16 protein-coding genes are annotated in these 17,944 nt (G+C 61.2%); 7 read left to right on the top strand and 9 right to left on the bottom strand.

Going from position 1 to position 17,944, the window contains the following annotated elements; translation table 11 throughout:
• Positions 1–34: 34 nt before the first annotated feature.
• Positions 35–991 carry a choline ABC transporter substrate-binding protein gene (locus tag ACODR6_RS15980; RefSeq protein WP_112719402.1) on the bottom strand — a complete coding sequence of 319 codons (957 nt, stop codon included), beginning with the start codon at positions 989–991 and terminating at the stop codon, positions 35–37.
• A 237-nt stretch (positions 992–1,228) separates the two neighbouring features.
• Here ACODR6_RS15980 and ACODR6_RS15975 point away from each other — a divergent pair, with 237 nt between their 5' ends.
• Both ACODR6_RS15975 and ACODR6_RS15970 read left to right on the top strand, forming a co-directional pair.
• Positions 1,229–1,831: a thymidine kinase gene (locus ACODR6_RS15975; RefSeq protein WP_413709950.1), complete on the top strand. Its 603-nt coding sequence runs from the start codon at positions 1,229–1,231 to the stop codon at positions 1,829–1,831.
• Positions 1,832–1,896: 65 nt separating this feature from the next.
• On the top strand, positions 1,897–2,970 hold the full coding sequence (locus tag ACODR6_RS15970; RefSeq protein WP_489022936.1) for a hypothetical protein: 1,074 nt from the start codon (positions 1,897–1,899) through the stop codon (positions 2,968–2,970).
• On the opposite strand, the gene ACODR6_RS15965 is transcribed toward ACODR6_RS15970, so the two are convergent.
• Positions 2,967–3,848, bottom strand: a complete 882-nt coding sequence (locus ACODR6_RS15965) for a LysR family transcriptional regulator (protein WP_489022934.1) — start codon at positions 3,846–3,848, stop codon at positions 2,967–2,969. The genes ACODR6_RS15970 and ACODR6_RS15965 overlap by 4 nt on opposite strands.
• A 95-nt stretch (positions 3,849–3,943) precedes the next feature.
• Between ACODR6_RS15965 and ACODR6_RS15960 the strand changes: the two genes are divergently transcribed.
• Positions 3,944–4,891 (top strand): AEC family transporter, encoded by a 948-nt coding sequence (locus ACODR6_RS15960; protein ID WP_199627775.1) that lies wholly within the window; start codon positions 3,944–3,946, stop codon positions 4,889–4,891.
• Between the two features lie 6 nt (positions 4,892–4,897).
• Here the strand turns inward: ACODR6_RS15960 and ACODR6_RS15955 are convergent, their stop codons facing one another.
• Positions 4,898–5,878, bottom strand: a complete 981-nt coding sequence (locus tag ACODR6_RS15955; protein ID WP_203428405.1) for an SDR family oxidoreductase — start codon at positions 5,876–5,878, stop codon at positions 4,898–4,900.
• A 153-nt stretch (positions 5,879–6,031) separates the two neighbouring features.
• Between ACODR6_RS15955 and ACODR6_RS15950 the strand changes: the two genes are divergently transcribed.
• Positions 6,032–6,661 (top strand): GNAT family N-acetyltransferase, encoded by a 630-nt coding sequence (locus ACODR6_RS15950; protein ID WP_449098701.1) that lies wholly within the window; start codon positions 6,032–6,034, stop codon positions 6,659–6,661.
• Between the two features lie 4 nt (positions 6,662–6,665).
• On the opposite strand, the gene ACODR6_RS15945 is transcribed toward ACODR6_RS15950, so the two are convergent.
• The gene (locus ACODR6_RS15945) at positions 6,666–8,072 is read right to left on the bottom strand and encodes an adenylate/guanylate cyclase domain-containing protein (protein ID WP_489022931.1); all 1,407 of its coding nucleotides are present in this window, start codon (positions 8,070–8,072) and stop codon (positions 6,666–6,668) included.
• Positions 8,073–8,285: 213 nt separating this feature from the next.
• Here ACODR6_RS15945 and ACODR6_RS15940 point away from each other — a divergent pair, with 213 nt between their 5' ends.
• Positions 8,286–9,431, top strand: a complete 1,146-nt coding sequence (locus ACODR6_RS15940) for a DUF2333 family protein (RefSeq protein WP_413709944.1) — start codon at positions 8,286–8,288, stop codon at positions 9,429–9,431.
• A gap of 7 nt (positions 9,432–9,438) precedes the next feature.
• Here ACODR6_RS15940 and ACODR6_RS15935 read toward each other — a convergent pair whose 3' ends face one another.
• Positions 9,439–9,882, bottom strand: a complete 444-nt coding sequence (locus ACODR6_RS15935) for a PAS domain-containing protein (RefSeq protein ID WP_112719518.1) — start codon at positions 9,880–9,882, stop codon at positions 9,439–9,441.
• A 44-nt stretch (positions 9,883–9,926) separates the two neighbouring features.
• Entirely contained in the window at positions 9,927–10,652 is a 726-nt protein-coding gene (locus tag ACODR6_RS15930; protein ID WP_130277789.1) for a helix-turn-helix transcriptional regulator, read from the bottom strand.
• Positions 10,653–11,024: 372 nt separating this feature from the next.
• Between ACODR6_RS15930 and ACODR6_RS15925 the strand changes: the two genes are divergently transcribed.
• A complete protein-coding gene (locus ACODR6_RS15925; RefSeq protein ID WP_489022928.1) occupies positions 11,025–12,026 on the top strand; it encodes a COG3904 family protein in 1,002 nt (333 codons plus the stop codon).
• Here ACODR6_RS15925 and ACODR6_RS15920 read toward each other — a convergent pair.
• Positions 12,023–12,556, bottom strand: coding sequence for a TIGR00645 family protein (locus ACODR6_RS15920; protein WP_112719393.1), 534 nt, complete (start codon positions 12,554–12,556; stop codon positions 12,023–12,025). The genes ACODR6_RS15925 and ACODR6_RS15920 overlap by 4 nt on opposite strands.
• A 202-nt stretch (positions 12,557–12,758) precedes the next feature.
• Between ACODR6_RS15920 and ACODR6_RS15915 the strand changes: the two genes are divergently transcribed.
• On the top strand, positions 12,759–14,435 hold the full coding sequence (locus tag ACODR6_RS15915; protein ID WP_489022926.1) for a formate--tetrahydrofolate ligase: 1,677 nt from the start codon (positions 12,759–12,761) through the stop codon (positions 14,433–14,435).
• A 151-nt stretch (positions 14,436–14,586) separates the two neighbouring features.
• Here the strand turns inward: ACODR6_RS15915 and ACODR6_RS15910 are convergent, their stop codons facing one another.
• Together ACODR6_RS15910 and ACODR6_RS15905 are read right to left on the bottom strand one after the other, a co-directional pair.
• Entirely contained in the window at positions 14,587–16,866 is a 2,280-nt protein-coding gene (locus tag ACODR6_RS15910) for a TonB-dependent hemoglobin/transferrin/lactoferrin family receptor (RefSeq protein WP_489022924.1), read from the bottom strand.
• Positions 16,867–17,083: 217 nt separating this feature from the next.
• Positions 17,084–17,800, bottom strand: coding sequence for an extensin-like domain-containing protein (locus tag ACODR6_RS15905; protein WP_489022923.1), 717 nt, complete (start codon positions 17,798–17,800; stop codon positions 17,084–17,086).
• Positions 17,801–17,944: the final 144 nt, after the last annotated feature.

The raw sequence follows: 17,944 nt of genomic DNA, 5'->3' as shown, positions 1-17,944 counted from the left end.
GGGGCAGGGCGGCGAACCGCCCTGCATCTGCCGATCAGAGGCCGAGGCTCTTCTTGACGGCGGGCAGGCCATCGGCGCTGCCATCACGCGTCTTGACGCCTGCGAGCCACGGATCGAGCGCCGACGGGTTGGCCTTCAGCCATTCCGTTGCTGCCTTTTCCGGTTCTTCGCCGTCGTTCATGATCTTGCCCATGATCTGGTTTTCCATCTCGAGCGAGAAGACCATGTTCTTGATCAGGGTGCCGGTGTTCGGGCATTCGCCGAAATAGCCTGCACGGACGTTGGTGAACACCTTGGCGCCGCCGAAATCCGGACCGAAGACGTCGTCGCCGCCGGTCAGGTAGGTCAGCTTGAAGTTGGTGTTCATCGGGTGCGGTTCCCAGCCGAGGAAGACGACCGGCTTGCCGGCCTTCTCGGCGCGGGCGACCTGCGCCAGCATGCCCTGTTCGGAAGACTCGACGACTTCCATGCCCTTCATGCCGAAGGTGTCCTTGTCGATCATGTCGATGACGAGGCGGTTGCCGTCATTGCCCGGTTCGATGCCGTAGATCTTGCCGTCCAGGTCATCCTTGTGGGCTGCGATGTCCTTGAAATCCTTGATGCCGAGTTCGGCACCCTTGGCATTGGTCGCCAGCGTGTACTTGGCGCCGACCAGGTTCGGACCGTAGGATTCGACCGACTTGTCGTCGAGGAAGGGACGGACGTCCTTTTCCTGGGTCGGCATCCAGTTGCCAAGGAACACGTCGATGTCCTTGTTCTTCAGCGACTGGTAGGTGACCGGTACCGAAAGGACGGTGGTCTTCGGCTCATAGCCGAGGCCCTTCAATACGACGGAGGCGGTTGCGGTGGTTGCGGTAATATCCGTCCAGCCTACGTCCGAAAAACGGACGGTGGAGCAGCTGTCAGGGTCTGCGGCAAATGCGGCTGTCGCTACGGAAAGAGCGGCGACGGCGGTGGCTGTAATCAGTTTGGATGCGCTTGTCGTTCTCATTTATATAGACTCCCAGTCTTACGTCCCCAAGCCAACCATCAATAGCTGACATTTACAAGCAACCTCAGTGCATTTGCGGCGGTTTGGCATACTCGATTGCGACGTCGCGCAATTTTCCGTGAGGGCCGGGAAATCAAGGATTCCGGCCGTTTCAGCCGCGCGATTTCCTGTGATTATCAGCGCTGCGGTCTTTTCTTTCGCGATTCGAGCTTTCAAAAGCGGAGGACGGAGAAAACCATGGCCAAACTCTACTTCAATTACTCGACGATGAACGCCGGCAAGACGACGATGCTGCTGCAGGCCTCCTACAATTACCAGGAGCGCGGCATGCGGACGGTTCTGCTGATCGCCGCCTTCGACGAGCGTACCGGCAAGGGCATCATCGGCTCGCGTATCGGGCTGGAAGCCGAGGCCATCCCGTTCGAGGCGGAGACGGACCTCCTGCGTCTCGTCAAGGGTCTCTCCGGAGAGGGCGAGCCGATCGCCTGCATCTTCGTCGACGAGGCGCATTTCATGACGCGCGATCACGTCTGGCAGCTGGCCCGCATCGTCGATCGTCTTGGCATTCCCGTCATGGTCTATGGCCTGAGGACCGATTTTCAGGGCAAGCTGTTTCCGGCATCGGAAGAGCTGCTGGCGATCTCCGACGAGATGCGCGAAGTGCGCACCATCTGCCATTGCGGCCGCAAGGCGACGATGGTGGTGCGGCTCGACGCCGAGGGCAAGGTGCTGCACGAGGGCGCACAGATCGATGTCGGCGGCAACGAGAAATATGTCTCGCTCTGCCGCAGGCACTGGGACGACGAGATGAATGGGCGCTTCGTCGCCGAGGCCGTCTAAAAGGGCGGATTTTCATCGGGCTTCCGACCGGCTAGCTTGAGGCCAACGATTCCCGGGAGAAACTGGTGCGCAAGGCTCCACCATTCGATAGCCTATTGGAGAGTGCCGCGGCGCTGGCCGGCGAGCTGCGCGACGAGGCCGCCGGCTGCGCCGCCTTCATCGCCGATTTCGCCCGCAACGAGGCGCAATCGGGCGACGAGGAGTTTCTGGCCGAGAACCAGCGCTTCCAGAGCGCCGGTGCGAAGCGGCAGGCGCTCGATGGTCTGCTCGGCGAACTCGCGGCCGAGCTCGACCGCCTTTCCGATGAGGTTTCCGAGGATCTCGACAGTTTTCGTGGGCTGACGCAGCGCGAGCGGCTGACCGGCTGGTTTTCGCGTCAGCGCATGTGGCGCCAACATAGCCAGCGGGTCAGCGAGGCGCCCGTCGTCGAGCGGCTGCTCGATCTCTTCGCCAAGAGCGATGCGCTTTCCGGTCTGGTTTCGGCCCATCGGGGCTTCGCCGCCGAATGCCACAAGGCGGCCGAGAGCGGCGTGGTCGACATCATCGAACACCGGCGCCGCCTGGTGGATGCGATCGATATCGCCCGGATGCGGATGAAGGAGCTGAATGCCAAGGCGCTGACGACGCAGGGGCGCATCGGCGTCTATGGCGGCAAGGCGGATTGGGAGCGGCTGGAAGAGGAGCGCCGAGCACTGAAGGCCGAGGCGGAGCGGATTTCCAGCGAGGAGCAGGTGATGCGCGACGAGAGCCATCGCCGCGAACGCTTCATCACCATGTTCCAGATCTTCGTCGATGCGCTGAACGGCCAGATCGCGCTCTGCAACGTGCTGACGCGCAAGCTGATGGTCGATACCGAGGAGCGGCTGGTGCTCTATCGCGCCCAGGTCGATACCGACCGGCCGGGCGCCAAGGCCAAGATCAGCCAGACGATCTTTCCGCATATCGCCGCCCCGATCTCGCTCTTCGAGCGGGGCATGCTGGTGCCGCAGGATATCGAGCAGCGCAAGAATGCCGCCGATCTCGCCTTCGAGAAGAAGTTCTCCGCCTTTGCACCCGCCGTCAGCATCGAGCACGATACGCCGCTGATCGATCTGACGAAGAAGCTGCCGCGGCTGCGATTGCGGTTTGGGCGTTCCTAAACGCGGAAATGCGACCGCGCGATCTCGAAGAGCTCTGACACGGCAGGATTCTTCGTGGCGATCGGGGCGCAGAGCACCACATCGAATTCCGGCGGGTCTTGCAGCGGTCGCGAGACGATCGCCTCGCCGAGATCGGTGCAGAGCGATTGCGGGATCAGCCCGACACCCAGACCCTCGCCGACGAGGCGGATGATCGTGTGCTGCAGCCGCGGTTCGAAGGCGAAATGCGGGACGGTGCCGCCGGTGGCGCAGAAGATGCCGATTGCCGAGCGCAGCGTCGGCGCGACCGAGGCGGGGGCTGCGATCAGCCGCTCGCCCTCCAGATCTTCCGGCTTTACGAGATCGGCTTTGGCCAGGGGATGGTCCTTGTGGACGATCAGGCGCAGGCTGTCTCGGGAGAGGAGCTGCGTTCTCAGATGCGGCGAATAAGCCGCGCCGAAGGTGACGGCGGCATCCAGTCTGCCTTCGACCAGCATCTCGTCGATGTCGGTCGGGATACGCTCTTCGAGGATCAGCCGGACATCGGGCCTCGCCTCGGAGTGCAGCCGCACCAGCGCCGGAACGATGCTGTGGGCGGCATGCATCATGAAGCCGAGCTTCAACTCGCCCTTGATGCCGCTCGCCACCAGCTGCACGTCGCGGCAGGCGGCATCGAAGCTCGCGAGCACCGTGCGGCAGTCCTTGAGGAAGTGCTTTCCGGCCGAGGTCAGCGTCACGTTGCGGGAGTTGCGATCGAACAGTTTGGCGCCGAGCGCCGTCTCGATCGCCGAGATCTGGCGGCTGAAGGGCGGCTGGCTCATGTTCATCCGCGCCGCCGCCTGGCCGAAATGAAGGGTCTCGGCCAGCGCCACGAAATAGCGCATGTGGCGCGTATCCATTCGATACCTCCAAGGTATTGATGAGCGATCCAATCGGCATTGGAATATATCGATCGGCGGGCGTATCGACAATCTCGGATCTATCGAGTGCTGAGATGCTGACGAACCTGCTCATCGTATTGCCGATTTTCGCCCTGATTTTTGCCGGCTGGGTGGCCCGCAAGGCGGGGGCTCTCGGGCCGAACGCTACCCGCGAGGTCAACCGTCTCGTCGTCTATCTGGCGCTTCCGGCGCTGCTTTTCGACATCATGGCGAATGCGAAACCTGCGGAGATCTGGCAGCCAGGCTTCATCGCCGCCTTCACGCTCGGCTGCGCCGTGATCTTCGGCGGGACGCTGTGGTGGCGGATGGCAAAGGGGCGGCATCTTGCCGATGCGGCGATCGATGCTCTGAATGCCAGTTACGCCAATACCGGCTTCGTCGGCTTTCCGCTCATTCTGTCGCTGATGGGCGATACCGGCATGGGGCCGACGCTGATCGCGACCATCCTGACGGTCTGCGTGCTCTTTGCGCTGGCGATCGTGCTGATCGAAGGCGGGCTGCAATCGGAAACCCGCCGCCGCGACATCGCCCTCAAGACCTTCCTGTCGCTGTCGAAGAACCCGCTATTGGTGGCGCCGGTGCTCGGCGCGCTGGTGATGATTTCCGGCCTGCCGTTGCCGGCGCCGGTTCATGCTTTCCTGAAGCTGCTCGGCGGCGCAGCGTCTCCCTGCGCGCTGATTGCGCTCGGGCTGTTCCTGGCGGGAACGCAGGCGGGCAAGGCGAGCGGCCGGCTGTCGACGGCGGGCATCCTCGTCGGGCTGAAGCTCATCGCCCAGCCTGTCGTGACCTGGGTGATCGCCGGGCCAGTGCTGCAGCTTCCAGCAATTGCCACGCATACGGCGGTGCTGCTCGCCGCGCTGCCGACGGGCACCGGTCCGTTCATGCTGGCGGAATTCTATAACCGCGAGGCGAGCCTGACGGGCAGGGTGGTTCTCGCCTCCACGGTGCTTTCTGTCGTGACGATCTCCATGCTGCTCGCCGTCAGCGGCACAGGCGTCTAGCTGCGGTCAACCGAGCGCGCTCTGCGCGGCGCAGATCCGGTCGATTAGCGCATCGAGCTCGCCCTTCGGCGGCCGGTTTTTCGCCAGACGCTGCTTCAGATGCATGATCGGTTCGGCCAGGATCTCATCCAGGCTTTCGGCGCAGGTGAAATCGCCCGCGACGCGCTTGATCTTGGAATTGTCGAAGATTGCCGTCCAGGCCTTGTCGCCGGTCAGCGGGCCGATCCAGTCGGGATTGTACTTGACCAGCGTGTCGGTCGGCACATGGACGATCTTGGCCTCGACGCCGAGCAGACGGGCGATCGCCTTCTGGATATCGTCCCAGATATGGGCGCGGTCGGAGGTGATATGGAAGATGTCGTTGAGCGCCGCCTGCTTGCCGAACAGGCCGACGAAGGGCACGGCGAAATCCACCGAGCGGGTCAGCGTCCAGGGCGTGTGGCCGTCGCCGGCAACGATCGTCGGCTCGCCGTCCAGCATGCGCCGGGCCATGACATCGCTGTCGCCCATCATGATCGGCAGGCCGGTACGAACCGTGTGGCTGGGGCGGACGATCGTCCAGGCGAGATTGGTGGACTTCTTCAGCAGCTCCTCGCAGGCGATCTTCGCCTGGCTATAGGGCCAGTAGGGATTGATCGCCGGGGTTTCCTCCGTGATCACGTAATGGCGGGCCGGCTTTTCGTAGACCGAGGCCGATGAGATGAAGATGTACTGGCCGCAATTGCCGGAGAAGATCTCGATATCCCTGGCGATCTGATCCGGCGTGAAGGCGATGAACTGGCAGACGACGTCGTATTTGGCCTTGGCGAGATCGGCATAGGCGGCCGAGCCGAGTTCTCCTGTTATCGAGGCCACGCCGGATGGCAACGGGTCGCCCCGGAGGCCGCGGTTGAAGACGCTGACCTTGTGGCCCTGCGCGACCGCGCGCTCGACGCAGGGGTAGGAAATCTGGCCGGTACCGCCGATGAAAAGCACGTTCAAAGCCATGTTGGGGACCTCGGTTTTCTCGGAAATGATGGTCGCATTTCATAGCCTGAAACAGAGCGAGCGTCTCCCTCAATACCATGGGGCGTTGCAAAAATCGGCCAAGCCGCTATTGCCTCGATAGGGAATTCTGCGGGCTGCCAGGTTGGGGTGACGATGGAAACGAACGAGACGGTGAGTGCTTCAAACCCGGTTTTGCCGATCGGCTATTCGCTGGTTCCCAAGGGCAAGCTCGCCAATGCCGTCACCTGCCTGGAGATGCGGGAAAGGCCGGCTGGCGCGCCTTCAGGCGAACGGCCGGACCTGTCGCTCGAGCGGATGAGCGTTCCTGACATTGCCACCTATCGCCAGCTCTTCCGGGCGATCGGCGAGGAGTGGATGTGGGTGTCGCGGCTGGTCATGAGCGATGAGGAGCTCACCGCAACGCTCGGCGATCCCAAGATCGAGGTCCACGTTCTCTTCTCCGGCGGCAAGCCCTCCGGCATGCTGGAGCTCGATTTCCGGCAGGCGGGTGAGTGTGAGCTCGTCTTCTTCGGCGTGACCAACGACATGATCGGCACAGGCGCCGGCCGGCATCTGATGAACCAGGTCCTGTCGATCGCCTGGGCGCATCCGATCGAACGGCTGTGGCTCCATACCTGCCATTTCGACCACCCGAACGCGCTGACCTTCTACCGCCGCTCCGGCTTCACACCCTACGCCTTCATGGTCGAGGTCGCCGACGACCCACGCGTCACCGGCGTCCTGCCGCGTAACGTGGCACCGCATATCCCGATCATAGAGTAGGGGCTCACGGCAGTGCGAAGATCCGCACCTCGCGGCCGATGCCGTGGATTTCTTCCATGCGCGATACCGAGGTGATGCCGCGCTGGCGCAGGATTTCGGAGACTTCTTCGTTGCCGACGATCGCCTCGGTCGTCAGGATGACGTGCGGGTCGGCGAGACCCTGGACGCGGGAGGCGATATTGACGGTCTGGCCGAAATAATCCTGGCGATCGTTGAGGCTGACGGCGAGGCAGGGCCCTTCGTGGATGCCGATCTTCAACAGCAGGTCCTCGCTGCCGCGTTCGGCATTCAGACGCAGCATCGCCTCGCGCATCCTGAGCGCTGCCGCAACCGCGCGGTCGGGGCTCGGGAAGGTGGCCATGACGGCGTCGCCGATGGTCTTGACGACGGCGCCGGCTTCCATCGCGACGATCTCCTGCAGCACCCTGAAATGCGCCCGCACCAGATCGAAGGCGGCGAGATCGCCGACGCGTTCGTAGAGCGCCGTCGAGCCGCGCAGATCGGTGAAGAGGAAGGTCAGGCTGGTGATCTGCAAGCGCTGATCGACATCCAGCGTATCGGTCCGGTAGATATCGCGAAAACTCTGGTTGGTGAGCAGGCGCTTGGCGGTCAGGAACGGGCGGCGGTGGCCCAATATGTCGTGCAGATCGTCATTGGCGATGCAGACATTCGGCAGGACGCGGCGGTCGCTATGGTTTTCGAGCGTCAGCCGCAGCAGGCCGGGGCGCAGTGTCAGCGTCTCGTTGGTGGCGTGCGCCTGGCCGATGACCATCGACAGGTTCTGCCGTTCGCTGGTCGGCTCTCCCTGGACATCGATGAACTGCGCCGAATGCGTCACCGCGTCGAAGATGATGACGAATTGCTGCGGCAGCTGCACCGAGACGAAGGCCTTTTCGCCGGGATCGAGCTCGATGATCTCAAGCAGGATGCGGCCGAAGCGCTCTTCGAGATCGTCGGGCAGATCGACGCCGGAACTGAAGAAGACCTGCCGGTAATATTCGAGCGGCGGCAGCCGGTCCGGGTCATGGGCGGCGATGCGGCGCACCCGCGGATTGACGGTGAAGGTGACCTCGACCATCTCGTCGAGCGTCGGCTCGTAGCCGGCGGCACACAGCGCGCAATGATAGCTGTCGCGATCGACCGCCTTCAGCGTCGCGCCGGTATCGAGAACGCCGCCGCATCCCGGGCAGAGCACGTTCCAGGTCATCTCGAAGGCGCCGATGCGGGCGGCATGCAGGAAAGCGGCGATGGTCTTTTCCGGATCGAGACCATGAGTGTCTGCGAAAGCCAGCGCATTGATGCGGTTGAGATCGCGGTCGGAGCCGTCGCGGACGGTTTTTTCGATGCACTCCGCCGTCTGCGGGTCCGCCGCATGTCCAAGATTGGCAAAAAGCACGTCCACTTCGCTCATCAGGCAAGCCTCTGCACGAAAGACCACGGCGGACGACGCCAGTAGGGAGGCGGATTATATCACGGGAGCGGGCCAGTCGAAAACTTGGCCGTTTGGGTGCTGCCCTCGCCACCGGGCATTGCGGCGGGCAAAGCAAATTTCTCTTGCTCTTGTTGTGCTCGTTCCGGCAAGCACTTATGTGGATGGGGAAAATCTGCGCAAGGGGAGACGGCAATGCTCGACCGGATTACCGGTTTCTTCAGGTCCATCGGAAGCGCCATCGGCCGCGGCTTCAGCGTTCTTGCCGCCGGCATCCTCTGGCCGTTCATGGCGGCGCATGGCTGGTACCAGCGGCGCACCTGGCTTGTCCGCCTGCCGGTGATCGCTGTCATCGCGCTGTTTGCGGTGCTCTACGGCTATTTCGTCTGGCAGACGCAGGTCTGGAGCGGCTTCAATCCGAATTTCGTCGATCAGTACCGCTTCTCGGAGCGCAAGGTTGCCGCCGGTCAGGAAATCCCAGCCGATGCGTCCGCTGCCGCAGCGACGACGACGGCTGCGGCGCCGAAGACCTGCCAGCGTTCGGCGATCGTCGATGTGACCGCCGATCTGATCGATTCCAACGTCAACCAGAATGCCTGGATCTCCTCCATGCTGCTCTATCGCATGGGGCTTTTCGGCATGGACTGGGATCACACGCCCTTCCTCGACAACAAGGCTTCGTTCCAGCGCGGCGTCAATCAGGCGGTGCGCCGCACCTCTGCCGAGCTCGTCGATACGCTGGGGCGCGTGCGTGGCACATCGGGGATCAACAGCGATCTTCAGGATGCCCGCGGCTATCTGCAATATGACGAGTACAGCTGGTATTTCGGCCTCGACCCGTTCGGCCCGAAGACGCCGACGCCGAGCTACTATCGCACCGCGATCGAGAAGCTGCGCAAATTCAACACCGATCTTGCTGGCTGCAACGCCGTCTTCGACGGCCGCGCCGACAACCTGCTGCAGTTCGTCGACCGCATCGCCAACGATCTCGGCGGCACGTCGGATATCCTGGCGGAGCGCTCTGAGAACCACAATTTCGGCTGGTTCGACACGCGTGCCGACGACCGCTTCTGGTTCGCCTATGGCCAGCTCTACGGCTATTACGCCATCCTGACGGCGGCGCGGGCGGACTTTTCGCAGGTCGTGGCCGAGCGCAATCTCGGCGCCCTGTTCGGCGGGACGACCAAGCAATTCCAGGCGGCGCTACGCATCCAGCCGGCGATCATTTCGAACGGCCGCGAAGATGGCTGGATCATGCCGAGCCATCTGGCGACGATGGGCTTCTATATGTTGAGGGTGCGCTCGAACCTGGTCGAGATGCGCGCGGTGCTGGGGCGCTGACGGCGCCTCAGGCGCCGTTGTCCTCGAAGCCGACCACGCGCAGCTGCTCGACGAACTCGTAGGTGATGCCGACGATCTCCTCGTCGCGGAACTTGCCGACCGAGCGCACCATCTTATAGCCGCCGAGACCGTTTTCGACGCGGTAGGCGTAATGGAAGCCTGCCTTGTGCAGGCTCGCCTGCTCGAATGTCTCGGCGATCAGCACGCGGTCTTCGGGGTGAATGCGCGAAAGGATTTCGACGAGATTGGCGGGGCCTGCCGTGAAAGGCATGCGGAAGATCGCAAAGATGTCTTCGCTGGCAAAGAAATGCCCGGTTTCCACCTCGATGCGCCAGAAGCCGAAATTTCGGTAGGCCGCGACCATCTGCACGATCTCTAGATCGGTAATGCCGATATGATCGCGGGTCTGCTTTTCCTTGCCGTCTGCCGGCTGTTCAAATCGAAGAGGCACGTTCCCTCCCATTGAGGTTTGCGCGCTGATTCTCTTCTGATTTCTCAGCTGATCAGCTTCAGGCGAATGGCTTTAGCTACCAACTGGGTCCGATTGACGCAATCGAGTTTTTTGATCGCGTTGGTCATGTAGGCGTTCACGGTGTGGTCGGAGAGAGCGAGGATCTGGCCGATCTCGACGGAGGTCTTGCCCTGCGCCGTCCAGCGCACGACTTCGAGCTCGCGGGCCGACAGCGCGTTATAGGCATTGTCCTCGTTGCGGCGCACGGCGTTATAGGCATCGAGCGCATGCAGCATGATCATCGACAGCTCGTTGATCTCGTTCTGCGCGAAGGGCGCCCGCTCGCCGCCGAACCAGAAGACCAGGCGATGGCCATCCACAGCATTGATGGGGAAAGCGATGCCGGTTGGCATGTTGTAGGCGAGGACGAGGCTGCGCAGCTCCGACGGAAAGCTGAGGCCCTGCATCGTTTCGGCCATGTTCCAGTGCTGGGGCACCGCCGATTCGCGCAGCTTCGGCACGAAGGGGCAGCTGCGCAGCATGTGCGAGCGGTCGAATTCGCGGATGAAGGAGGCGGGCAGGGAGCTTTCGATGATCAGGGACTTGAGGAGCAGGTCTTCGGCCGAAGGGGTATGAAACAAGGTGGTTTGCGAGAGGCCGAAGGCGCCCGCGATCCTGTGCAGCGCGTGGACAAACAAGACGCGCGTTCGGGCGGCCGCCAGTTCACCTGTCAGCAGCGATTGCCGTTCTGAGGTAGTCATGTAAGACATAATGCGCCTCGATCACCCGAATGTTACCGCTAACACATACGTAAAACTGAGCGGGATGCTAGCCACAATTCGCAGATGCCATGCTGATTAATTTACAGTGTTAAAAATTAATCACACCAACACCCTTAATGGTTGTATAATGTATTATTAAGGTAGCGAATGCGGAAGGTTTACTTGTCTTATTACTGAAGCAATCAAGTTTCCCCTCCGTGTTGTGAGGGTAAGAATCACTGGTGAAACCTGTTTCAAGTGAAGTTTTATTCCTGCCTTGCGGGCCTTGGCGGGATATTCCGGCTGTTCATCGCGATGCCGCTTGCTGCACGAAATCCGCCTTGCTAGCGTTTGCAAATCCAAACCGGAGACGGCCGACCCGTGCGCAACGCCATCCTTTTCGTCGTCAAACAGCTGTTGATTTTCTCGCTCGTCTTCGCCTTCCAGCCGGTGCTTTCGGCCGGCAGCGAGGCGTGGGCGGCAAAGCCGAAGCAGACAGGGCCGGAGACGCAGGCGAAGAAGCCTGCGCAGCCGGCGATGAGCTTCATCCTGGTGCGCAGCGCCGATTGCACGGATGACTGTCCCGAATGGATTTCGGCCGAAGGGCTGATCACCCAGGCGACGCCGGGGCGGCTGAAGAAATTTCTGAAAACGCTCGGCGACAAGAAGGTGCCGATCGTCTTTCACTCTGAAGGCGGGGAGGTGAATGCCGCCTATGCGATGGGCCGGATGATCCGCAAGGGCGGGTTCGAGACGGCTGTCGGCGGCACGCGGCTCGAGGGATGCCCGCTGACCGACATGCGCTGCAAGGCGTCGATCGCCAGGAAGGGGCCATCGACCGGCCGCAGCTATTCCGGCGGTGCCTATTGCGTCTCCGCCTGTCCGCTGGCGCTGGCAGGCGGCACCTCGCGCGTCGCCTCGCAATGGGCCTATATCGGCGTCCACCAGTTCACGACGATCTACAGCAAGGTGACAGTGTCCTACCGCATAGAGTACCGGATGGTGAACGGCCGCAAGCAGGAAGTTTCCCGCCAGGAGATCGGCCGCAAGAATGCCGGGCAGAGCAAGTCCACCAAGCTTGGCAAGCAGGCCGAGGCGGTGCTGTCCGCCTATCTGACCGAAATGGGTGTCAGCCAGGATCTGATCGAACGGATCCTGAGCGCCTCGCCGGAGACGCTCAGGCTTCTGCCCTCCGTCGAGGCGATGAAGCTCGGGCTGCTGACCGACATGCTGGCATCGAACGAAAGCCCGGGGATCCCGCTCTGCCGGGTGGATGATCCGGCAAGTGCGCGCTGCCACCGGCATGCGGATGCGCCGGCGGCCGAGCCTGCCACGCCAGCGGCGCAGCCGGTTGCGGCCGCACCCGTTGCCTCAGGCGGCTAGTCCTTGTCCTTCAGGTCGTTCTTCTTCGTCGAGCTCATCAGCTTCTCGAGGAAGCCAAGCATGACGGCGGAGACGACGAAGGCGATGTGGATCAGCGTCAGCCACATGATCTTGCCGTCTTCGTACTGATCGACATTCAGGAAGACCTGCAGCAGGTGGATCGAGGAGATGGCGACGATCGAGGAGGCGACCTTGATCTTCAGGCTGCCGGAATCGAGCTTGCCGAGGAACGAGACCTCGTTCTCTGCGTCAGCCTCCGCCTCGTCGAAGCGGCTGACGAAATTCTCGTAGCCGGAGATCATCACCATGACGATGAGGCTGGCGACCAGCGCGGCATCGATAAGGCCGAGCATGGCGAGGATCATCTCGTCTTCGCCGAGCGTGAAAACGCCGCCTGCGACCTTGATGAACTTGTAGCAGAAGGACACCGCATAGACGGCGAGCGAGGCCACGAGGCCGAGATAGAAGACGACCAGCAGCCAGCGGCTGGAAAGGATGATGCGCTCGACGAGAAGTTCGAGTGATTTCATTTTGAGGTGCCCCCGCACGCAGAAAAGATGAGGTCGACATAGCCTATCCCGATGTGCCGCATCAAGGATGAAAGGCCGTTTCCGGCGGCAGGCGCAGCGCCGATTGTCGTGGAACGGCGTGAAAAGCGGCATGCGGGGTCTTGTTTCCGACGCGGGCTTGGCGGCATGGTCGGACAATAACACCATTCCGAGGAACATCCCCGTGGCCATCAAATCCGACATCGAAATCGCCCGCGCGGCAGAGAAGAAACCGATCTTCGAAATCGGCGCCAAGCTCGGCATTCCCGACCAGGATCTGGTGCCCTATGGCCACGACAAGGCGAAGATCAGCGCCGGCTTCATCGCCGCCCAGGCCGACAAGCCGGATGGCAAGCTGATCCTGGTGACCGCCATCAACCCGACGCCAGCCGGCGAGGGGAAGACGACGACCACCGTCGGCCTCGGCGATGGTCTGAACCGCATCGGCAAGAAGGCGATCGTCTGCATCCGCGAGGCCTCGCTCGGCCCCTGCTTCGGCGTCAAGGGCGGGGCGGCCGGCGGCGGTTACGCGCAGGTCGTGCCGATGGAAGACATCAACCTGCATTTCACCGGCGATTTTCACGCGATCACCTCGGCGCACAATCTGCTGGCGGCGATGATCGACAATCATATCTATTGGGGGAACGAGCTCGATATCGACATACGCCGCATCACCTGGCGCCGCGTCATGGACATGAATGACCGGGCGCTTCGTAGCATGGTCAGTTCGCTCGGTGGCGTTGCCAACGGCTTTCCGCGCGAGGGCGGCTTCGACATCACCGTCGCCTCCGAGGTCATGGCGATCCTCTGCCTTGCCTCCGATCTCAAGGATCTCGAAAAGCGCCTTGGCAACATCATCGTCGCCTATCGCCGCGACAAGACACCTGTCTATGCCCGCGACCTGAAGGCCGACGGCGCCATGGCGGTGCTGCTGAAGGACGCGATGCAGCCGAACCTGGTGCAGACGCTGGAGAACAATCCGGCCTTCGTGCATGGCGGCCCCTTCGCCAACATCGCCCATGGCTGCAACTCCGTCGTCGCCACCAAGACGGCGCTGAAGCTCGGCGATTACGTGGTGACCGAGGCAGGTTTCGGTGCTGACCTCGGTGCCGAGAAATTCTTCGACATCAAATGCCGCAAGGCGGGTCTGAAGCCAGCGGCTGCGGTGATCGTCGCGACCGTGCGGGCGCTGAAGATGAATGGCGGGATGAAGAAGGAAGACCTCGGCGCCGAGAATGTCGCGGCATTGGTGAAGGGCTGCGCCAATCTCGGCCGGCATGTCTCGAATGTCCGCAAGTTCGGCGTTCCCGTCGTCGTTGCCATCAACCATTTCGTCTCGGATACCGAGGCCGAGATCGCCGCCGTCAAGGAATATGTGTCCCGCCTTGGCGCCGAAGCCATCCTCTGCCGCCACTGGGCGGAGGGTTCAGCGGGTATCGAGGAGCTCGCCCACAAGGTTGTCGAGCTTGCCGATTCCGGCCAGGCGAAGTTCCAGCCGCTCTATGGCGACGACCTGCCGCTGCTCGAGAAGATCGAAATCGTCGCCTCGAAGATCTACCACGCCGGCGAAGTGACCGCCGACAAGGCGGTGCGCGACCAGCTCGCCGCCTGGGAGGAGCAGGGTTACCGCAATCTGCCTGTCTGCATGGCGAAGACGCAATATTCCTTCTCGACCGACCCCAACCTGCGCGGCGCGCCGGAAGGACATATCGTGCCGGTGCGCGAAGTGCGCCTGTCGGCCGGCGCCGGCTTCGTCGTCGTCATCACCGGCGAGATCATGACCATGCCGGGTTTGCCGAAGTCACCGTCGGCGGAGCGGATTTTCCTGAACGAGCAGGGGTATATCGAGGGGCTGTTCTAAGGGGCAGTTGAAGAATTGATTCGACCGGCTGCGACTTTAGATTCAGCGCGTGAGCTTGACGTTTTCTGGAAAAGACCTGCATTTTTCCAGGGCGTGAAACGAAAAACACCGCGCCAACAGGGCGCGGTGTCAATTTGATGCCGATCTCGTCTTAGAATTTCTTCGTCAGAGCGATTTTGAATGAGCGGCCGGTTTCGGTGTAGAAGTCGCGTTGCGAGGGATCGACGCTATCGGGTACGTCCACCGCGTTCCAATATTTCTTGTCAAAGACGTTGAAGACGCCAGCCTGCAGCTTCAGGCCTTCAACCTGCTCTGGCTCCCACCAGATTGTTGCATCCATAAGACCGTATCCGGGCGCCTTGAATCCGGTGCCGCTCACCTTGTCGCGTGCGGACGCCATGGTCAGCGATACATCTGTACCCCAAGTCTCGGCAGCGTATCCAAGGCCGACGATTGCCCGTAGCGGAGCGACGGAGTTCAGGTATTCGTCAGTGTCGGTGTTCTTGCCGTGTGACCACGCAAGAGAGCCCCAAGTGCGCCACTTGTCAGCAAAGCGCCATTCTCCAGAGAGTTCGACGCCGTAAATCCGCACATGGTCAAGATTGTCATATCCGGTGATGCCGCCAACCGGGAAGTCGCCGCCAGGAGGCGCAATGGTTACGGTGTCGATGAAGTTGCGATAATAGTTATTGAAGACCGTTGCGCCGAGCGTGTAGTCGGTCGAGTCATATTTCGCACCGATCTCAAAGCCATTGCTAGTTTCCGTCTTCAGATCGGGGTTGCCGATGCGGGCATAAGAACCAGGCGCGCCGTAAGTCTGATAAAGCTCCGTCACACTTGGAGCCCGGAAGCCTTGTGACCATTGGGCGAAGAGTTCGAGGTCAGGCGTTGCCTGCCATGCAGCACGCAGTTTTGGAGAGAAGCGGGAGTCGCTGGTTCCATCAAGGTACGCCGGGTCGAAGAGTGGGCTGTCCTCGTACGCGGCTGTCGATTTGGGCGAATGCTTGTAGTAATCGAACCGCAGCCCGGGGGTGATCGTCAGGCGATCATTCAGAAGCTTGATGTCGTCCTCAAGGTACATCCCGAACACTACGCTGTTGACATTAGGCATGTCCGAGGAGTTGCTGTGCAGCATGCGGCATGATTGAGGACCAAACGGTTGCGGGATTGTGGTCCAGTCAACATCCGGGCAATTGTCCTCGCCAGCGGAATACTGATGCGTCCTCTGACCGTAGAGTTCGCCGCCAAACCTGAGGTTATTCTTCACATTGCCGATATCCAGTTCCTTCGAGGCATTGCCACTGATGCCATAGGACGTTTGCTCAAGCATATTGTCACGCTTGTAGACACCGGTCGGATAGCCGTAGAGGAATGGGTCGCCCGGGATGATTCCGGCACGACCGTCGCGCAGGCGGAAGCCATCCGTCGTATTGTTTAGCTTCTGCTTTTGCCAATAGGTGACGATATTGGCCTGGTCGAGCCAGCTGTCATTGTCTGGTGACAGGTAGTCGTATGACGCCGAGATACGCTTGCGGTCCACCTCTTCTCCGGTCTTCAGCGATCCCGGCTCGTATGACGATGTGGTGCCGCGCATGTTGTCGACGTCTTCGTCGCGATTGAACAGCTCGCCCGTCAGGCCGAAGCGATGTCCGCCATCGACATCCTGATAGAGTTTCACCAAGGCGTTCTTCTGATCGAAATCGGCCGGATTGGCTTCCGTTCTATCGGTGCCATATCCGCCAATATCACCCTGATTACCAGTCTCTTTGCCCTTCTTGTACCCGCCCTGGAAAAGCATCCAGGTGTCGTTGAAATGACCGGCAACCGCTGCGTTGCCGCTGTAGCTGCGGTCGCTGCTGTCGTAGGTCGTCTTGGTGAGAGCCCCGAAATTCTTGCCTTCGTCGATCAGGTCCCAGGGGTCGAGGGTGCGAAGCTCGATGACGCCGCCGAGCGCGCCGGAACCGAAGCGGCTGGAGTCTGCGCCTTTCGTGATGTCGATCGACGACAGGCCGTCAAAATCGAAGGAGTTCGGGCCGCCGCGGGCGGAGTCACGGGGGTCGGTCAGCCACGGAATGCGAATGCCATCGATTGTCGTCAGAACGCGGTCGTCCTGAAGGCCGCGGATGTTCACGCTATTGGTCTGGTTGCTGACGTTGACGCCAGCATCCACTCGCCGTCCCAGATCCTTGAAATCGGTGACCATACGCTCGTCGAGCTCAGCCTTGTCGGTCGTTTCCGTCAATGGCGAGGTTGCGATGCGCGCACCTTTTCCTTTCACTGTGATGGGCTTCAGCGTTGTTGCCTCACCCGAGTTGCTCTGTGGCTGTGTCGTTTCGGCATCCTGCGCAATCGACACCTGAGCAAATCCGAGCGCAATTGCCATCGCTGTTCCCGCCAGCAGATGCTTTGCCCATGGTGAATTGGTAGTCATCTTAACCCCTATCAAATGAACGCGCGAAGCCGTCGCGTGCCATGGTGATGGCCGCGTTTTGCTTCTCGATTTTTGTAGATCCCACCGCGATGGAAGCCCCGGGGCAGACTGTTATGAATATTGACAAAAAGAGTCAAGTTTAAAAATGACTCTTTTTATCATGTTTTTTAAGTGCTTAAATTTTATCCTGAAAGTGCGCTTTTCGGTTGTTCTCAGTCTACCGGCAGTAGCGATATCCATCGTGCCGTTGCAAGACATCCAGATGCAAGTGGTCTTGATGCGCCGCATCGCTACCGGGCGAAAGAACGGTTGTGAAATAGAGGCAGGCTGCGGCTGTCGCCGTTCTCTGGAATGCGCCTTCCAAAGTCGAATCCTCATCGCGCTTTTTCATGATCATTTCCGTGCCGTCGCTGAATTTGAAACCGGCGATATCTACTGCGTTGCCGCGCGCATGTTCTGAGATCTTACCTGTTGATGCGCTATTGCGCAGACGGCAGACATAAGTCGACGCGTGTTCGATGCCGCTTAGCTTTCGTCCAGGCATCGCCACGTCAAGCGCCGGCTGCACCATTCCCGTCGACCATTTCGCCAGCGCCAGCGCCGTCTTGCAGCGCATAATGGCGCCGTCTGATATGGTGATCGATTGCGAGACCTTCTTGATCTTCAAGGGGTGCTCGATACCGCAACCAGGTTCCTCGCCCGCTATCGCCGGCTGTTCTTCAAATTCAGCGCCCATTGCGCGAAGATCCATCAGGCACGCCTTGAGCTCTTCCGGGTCCTCCTTCTCGATTGGCGGTGGCGGCGGGGAGGCTGCTTGGTTTTCGTTCTGCTCTTCCGGCTTGGCGCCGGCGCCGTCATCTTTCTTGTCAGCTGAAGCCGGTGGAGCAGGGGTGTCAGCTTGCGTTCCAGCCCTTCCAGGCTTGCTTTCCGGCACTGGCACATCTCCCTGCGCTGGCTGAGGTTTATCATCTGCTGTTTTCGAAGGGCTGGCCGCTCCGGGTTTCTCTTCGGGCAAAGGTCCGGTTGCTGGGAGCGATGCGCTGGTGAGAAGGATTGCGCTGACGATATAGGCTAGGCA

The sequence above is a fragment of the Rhizobium sp. FG96 genome (genome assembly GCF_057808655.1).
Note: the sequence above shows the minus strand (reverse complement) of the source record. Positions and strands in the feature narration are given on the sequence as shown.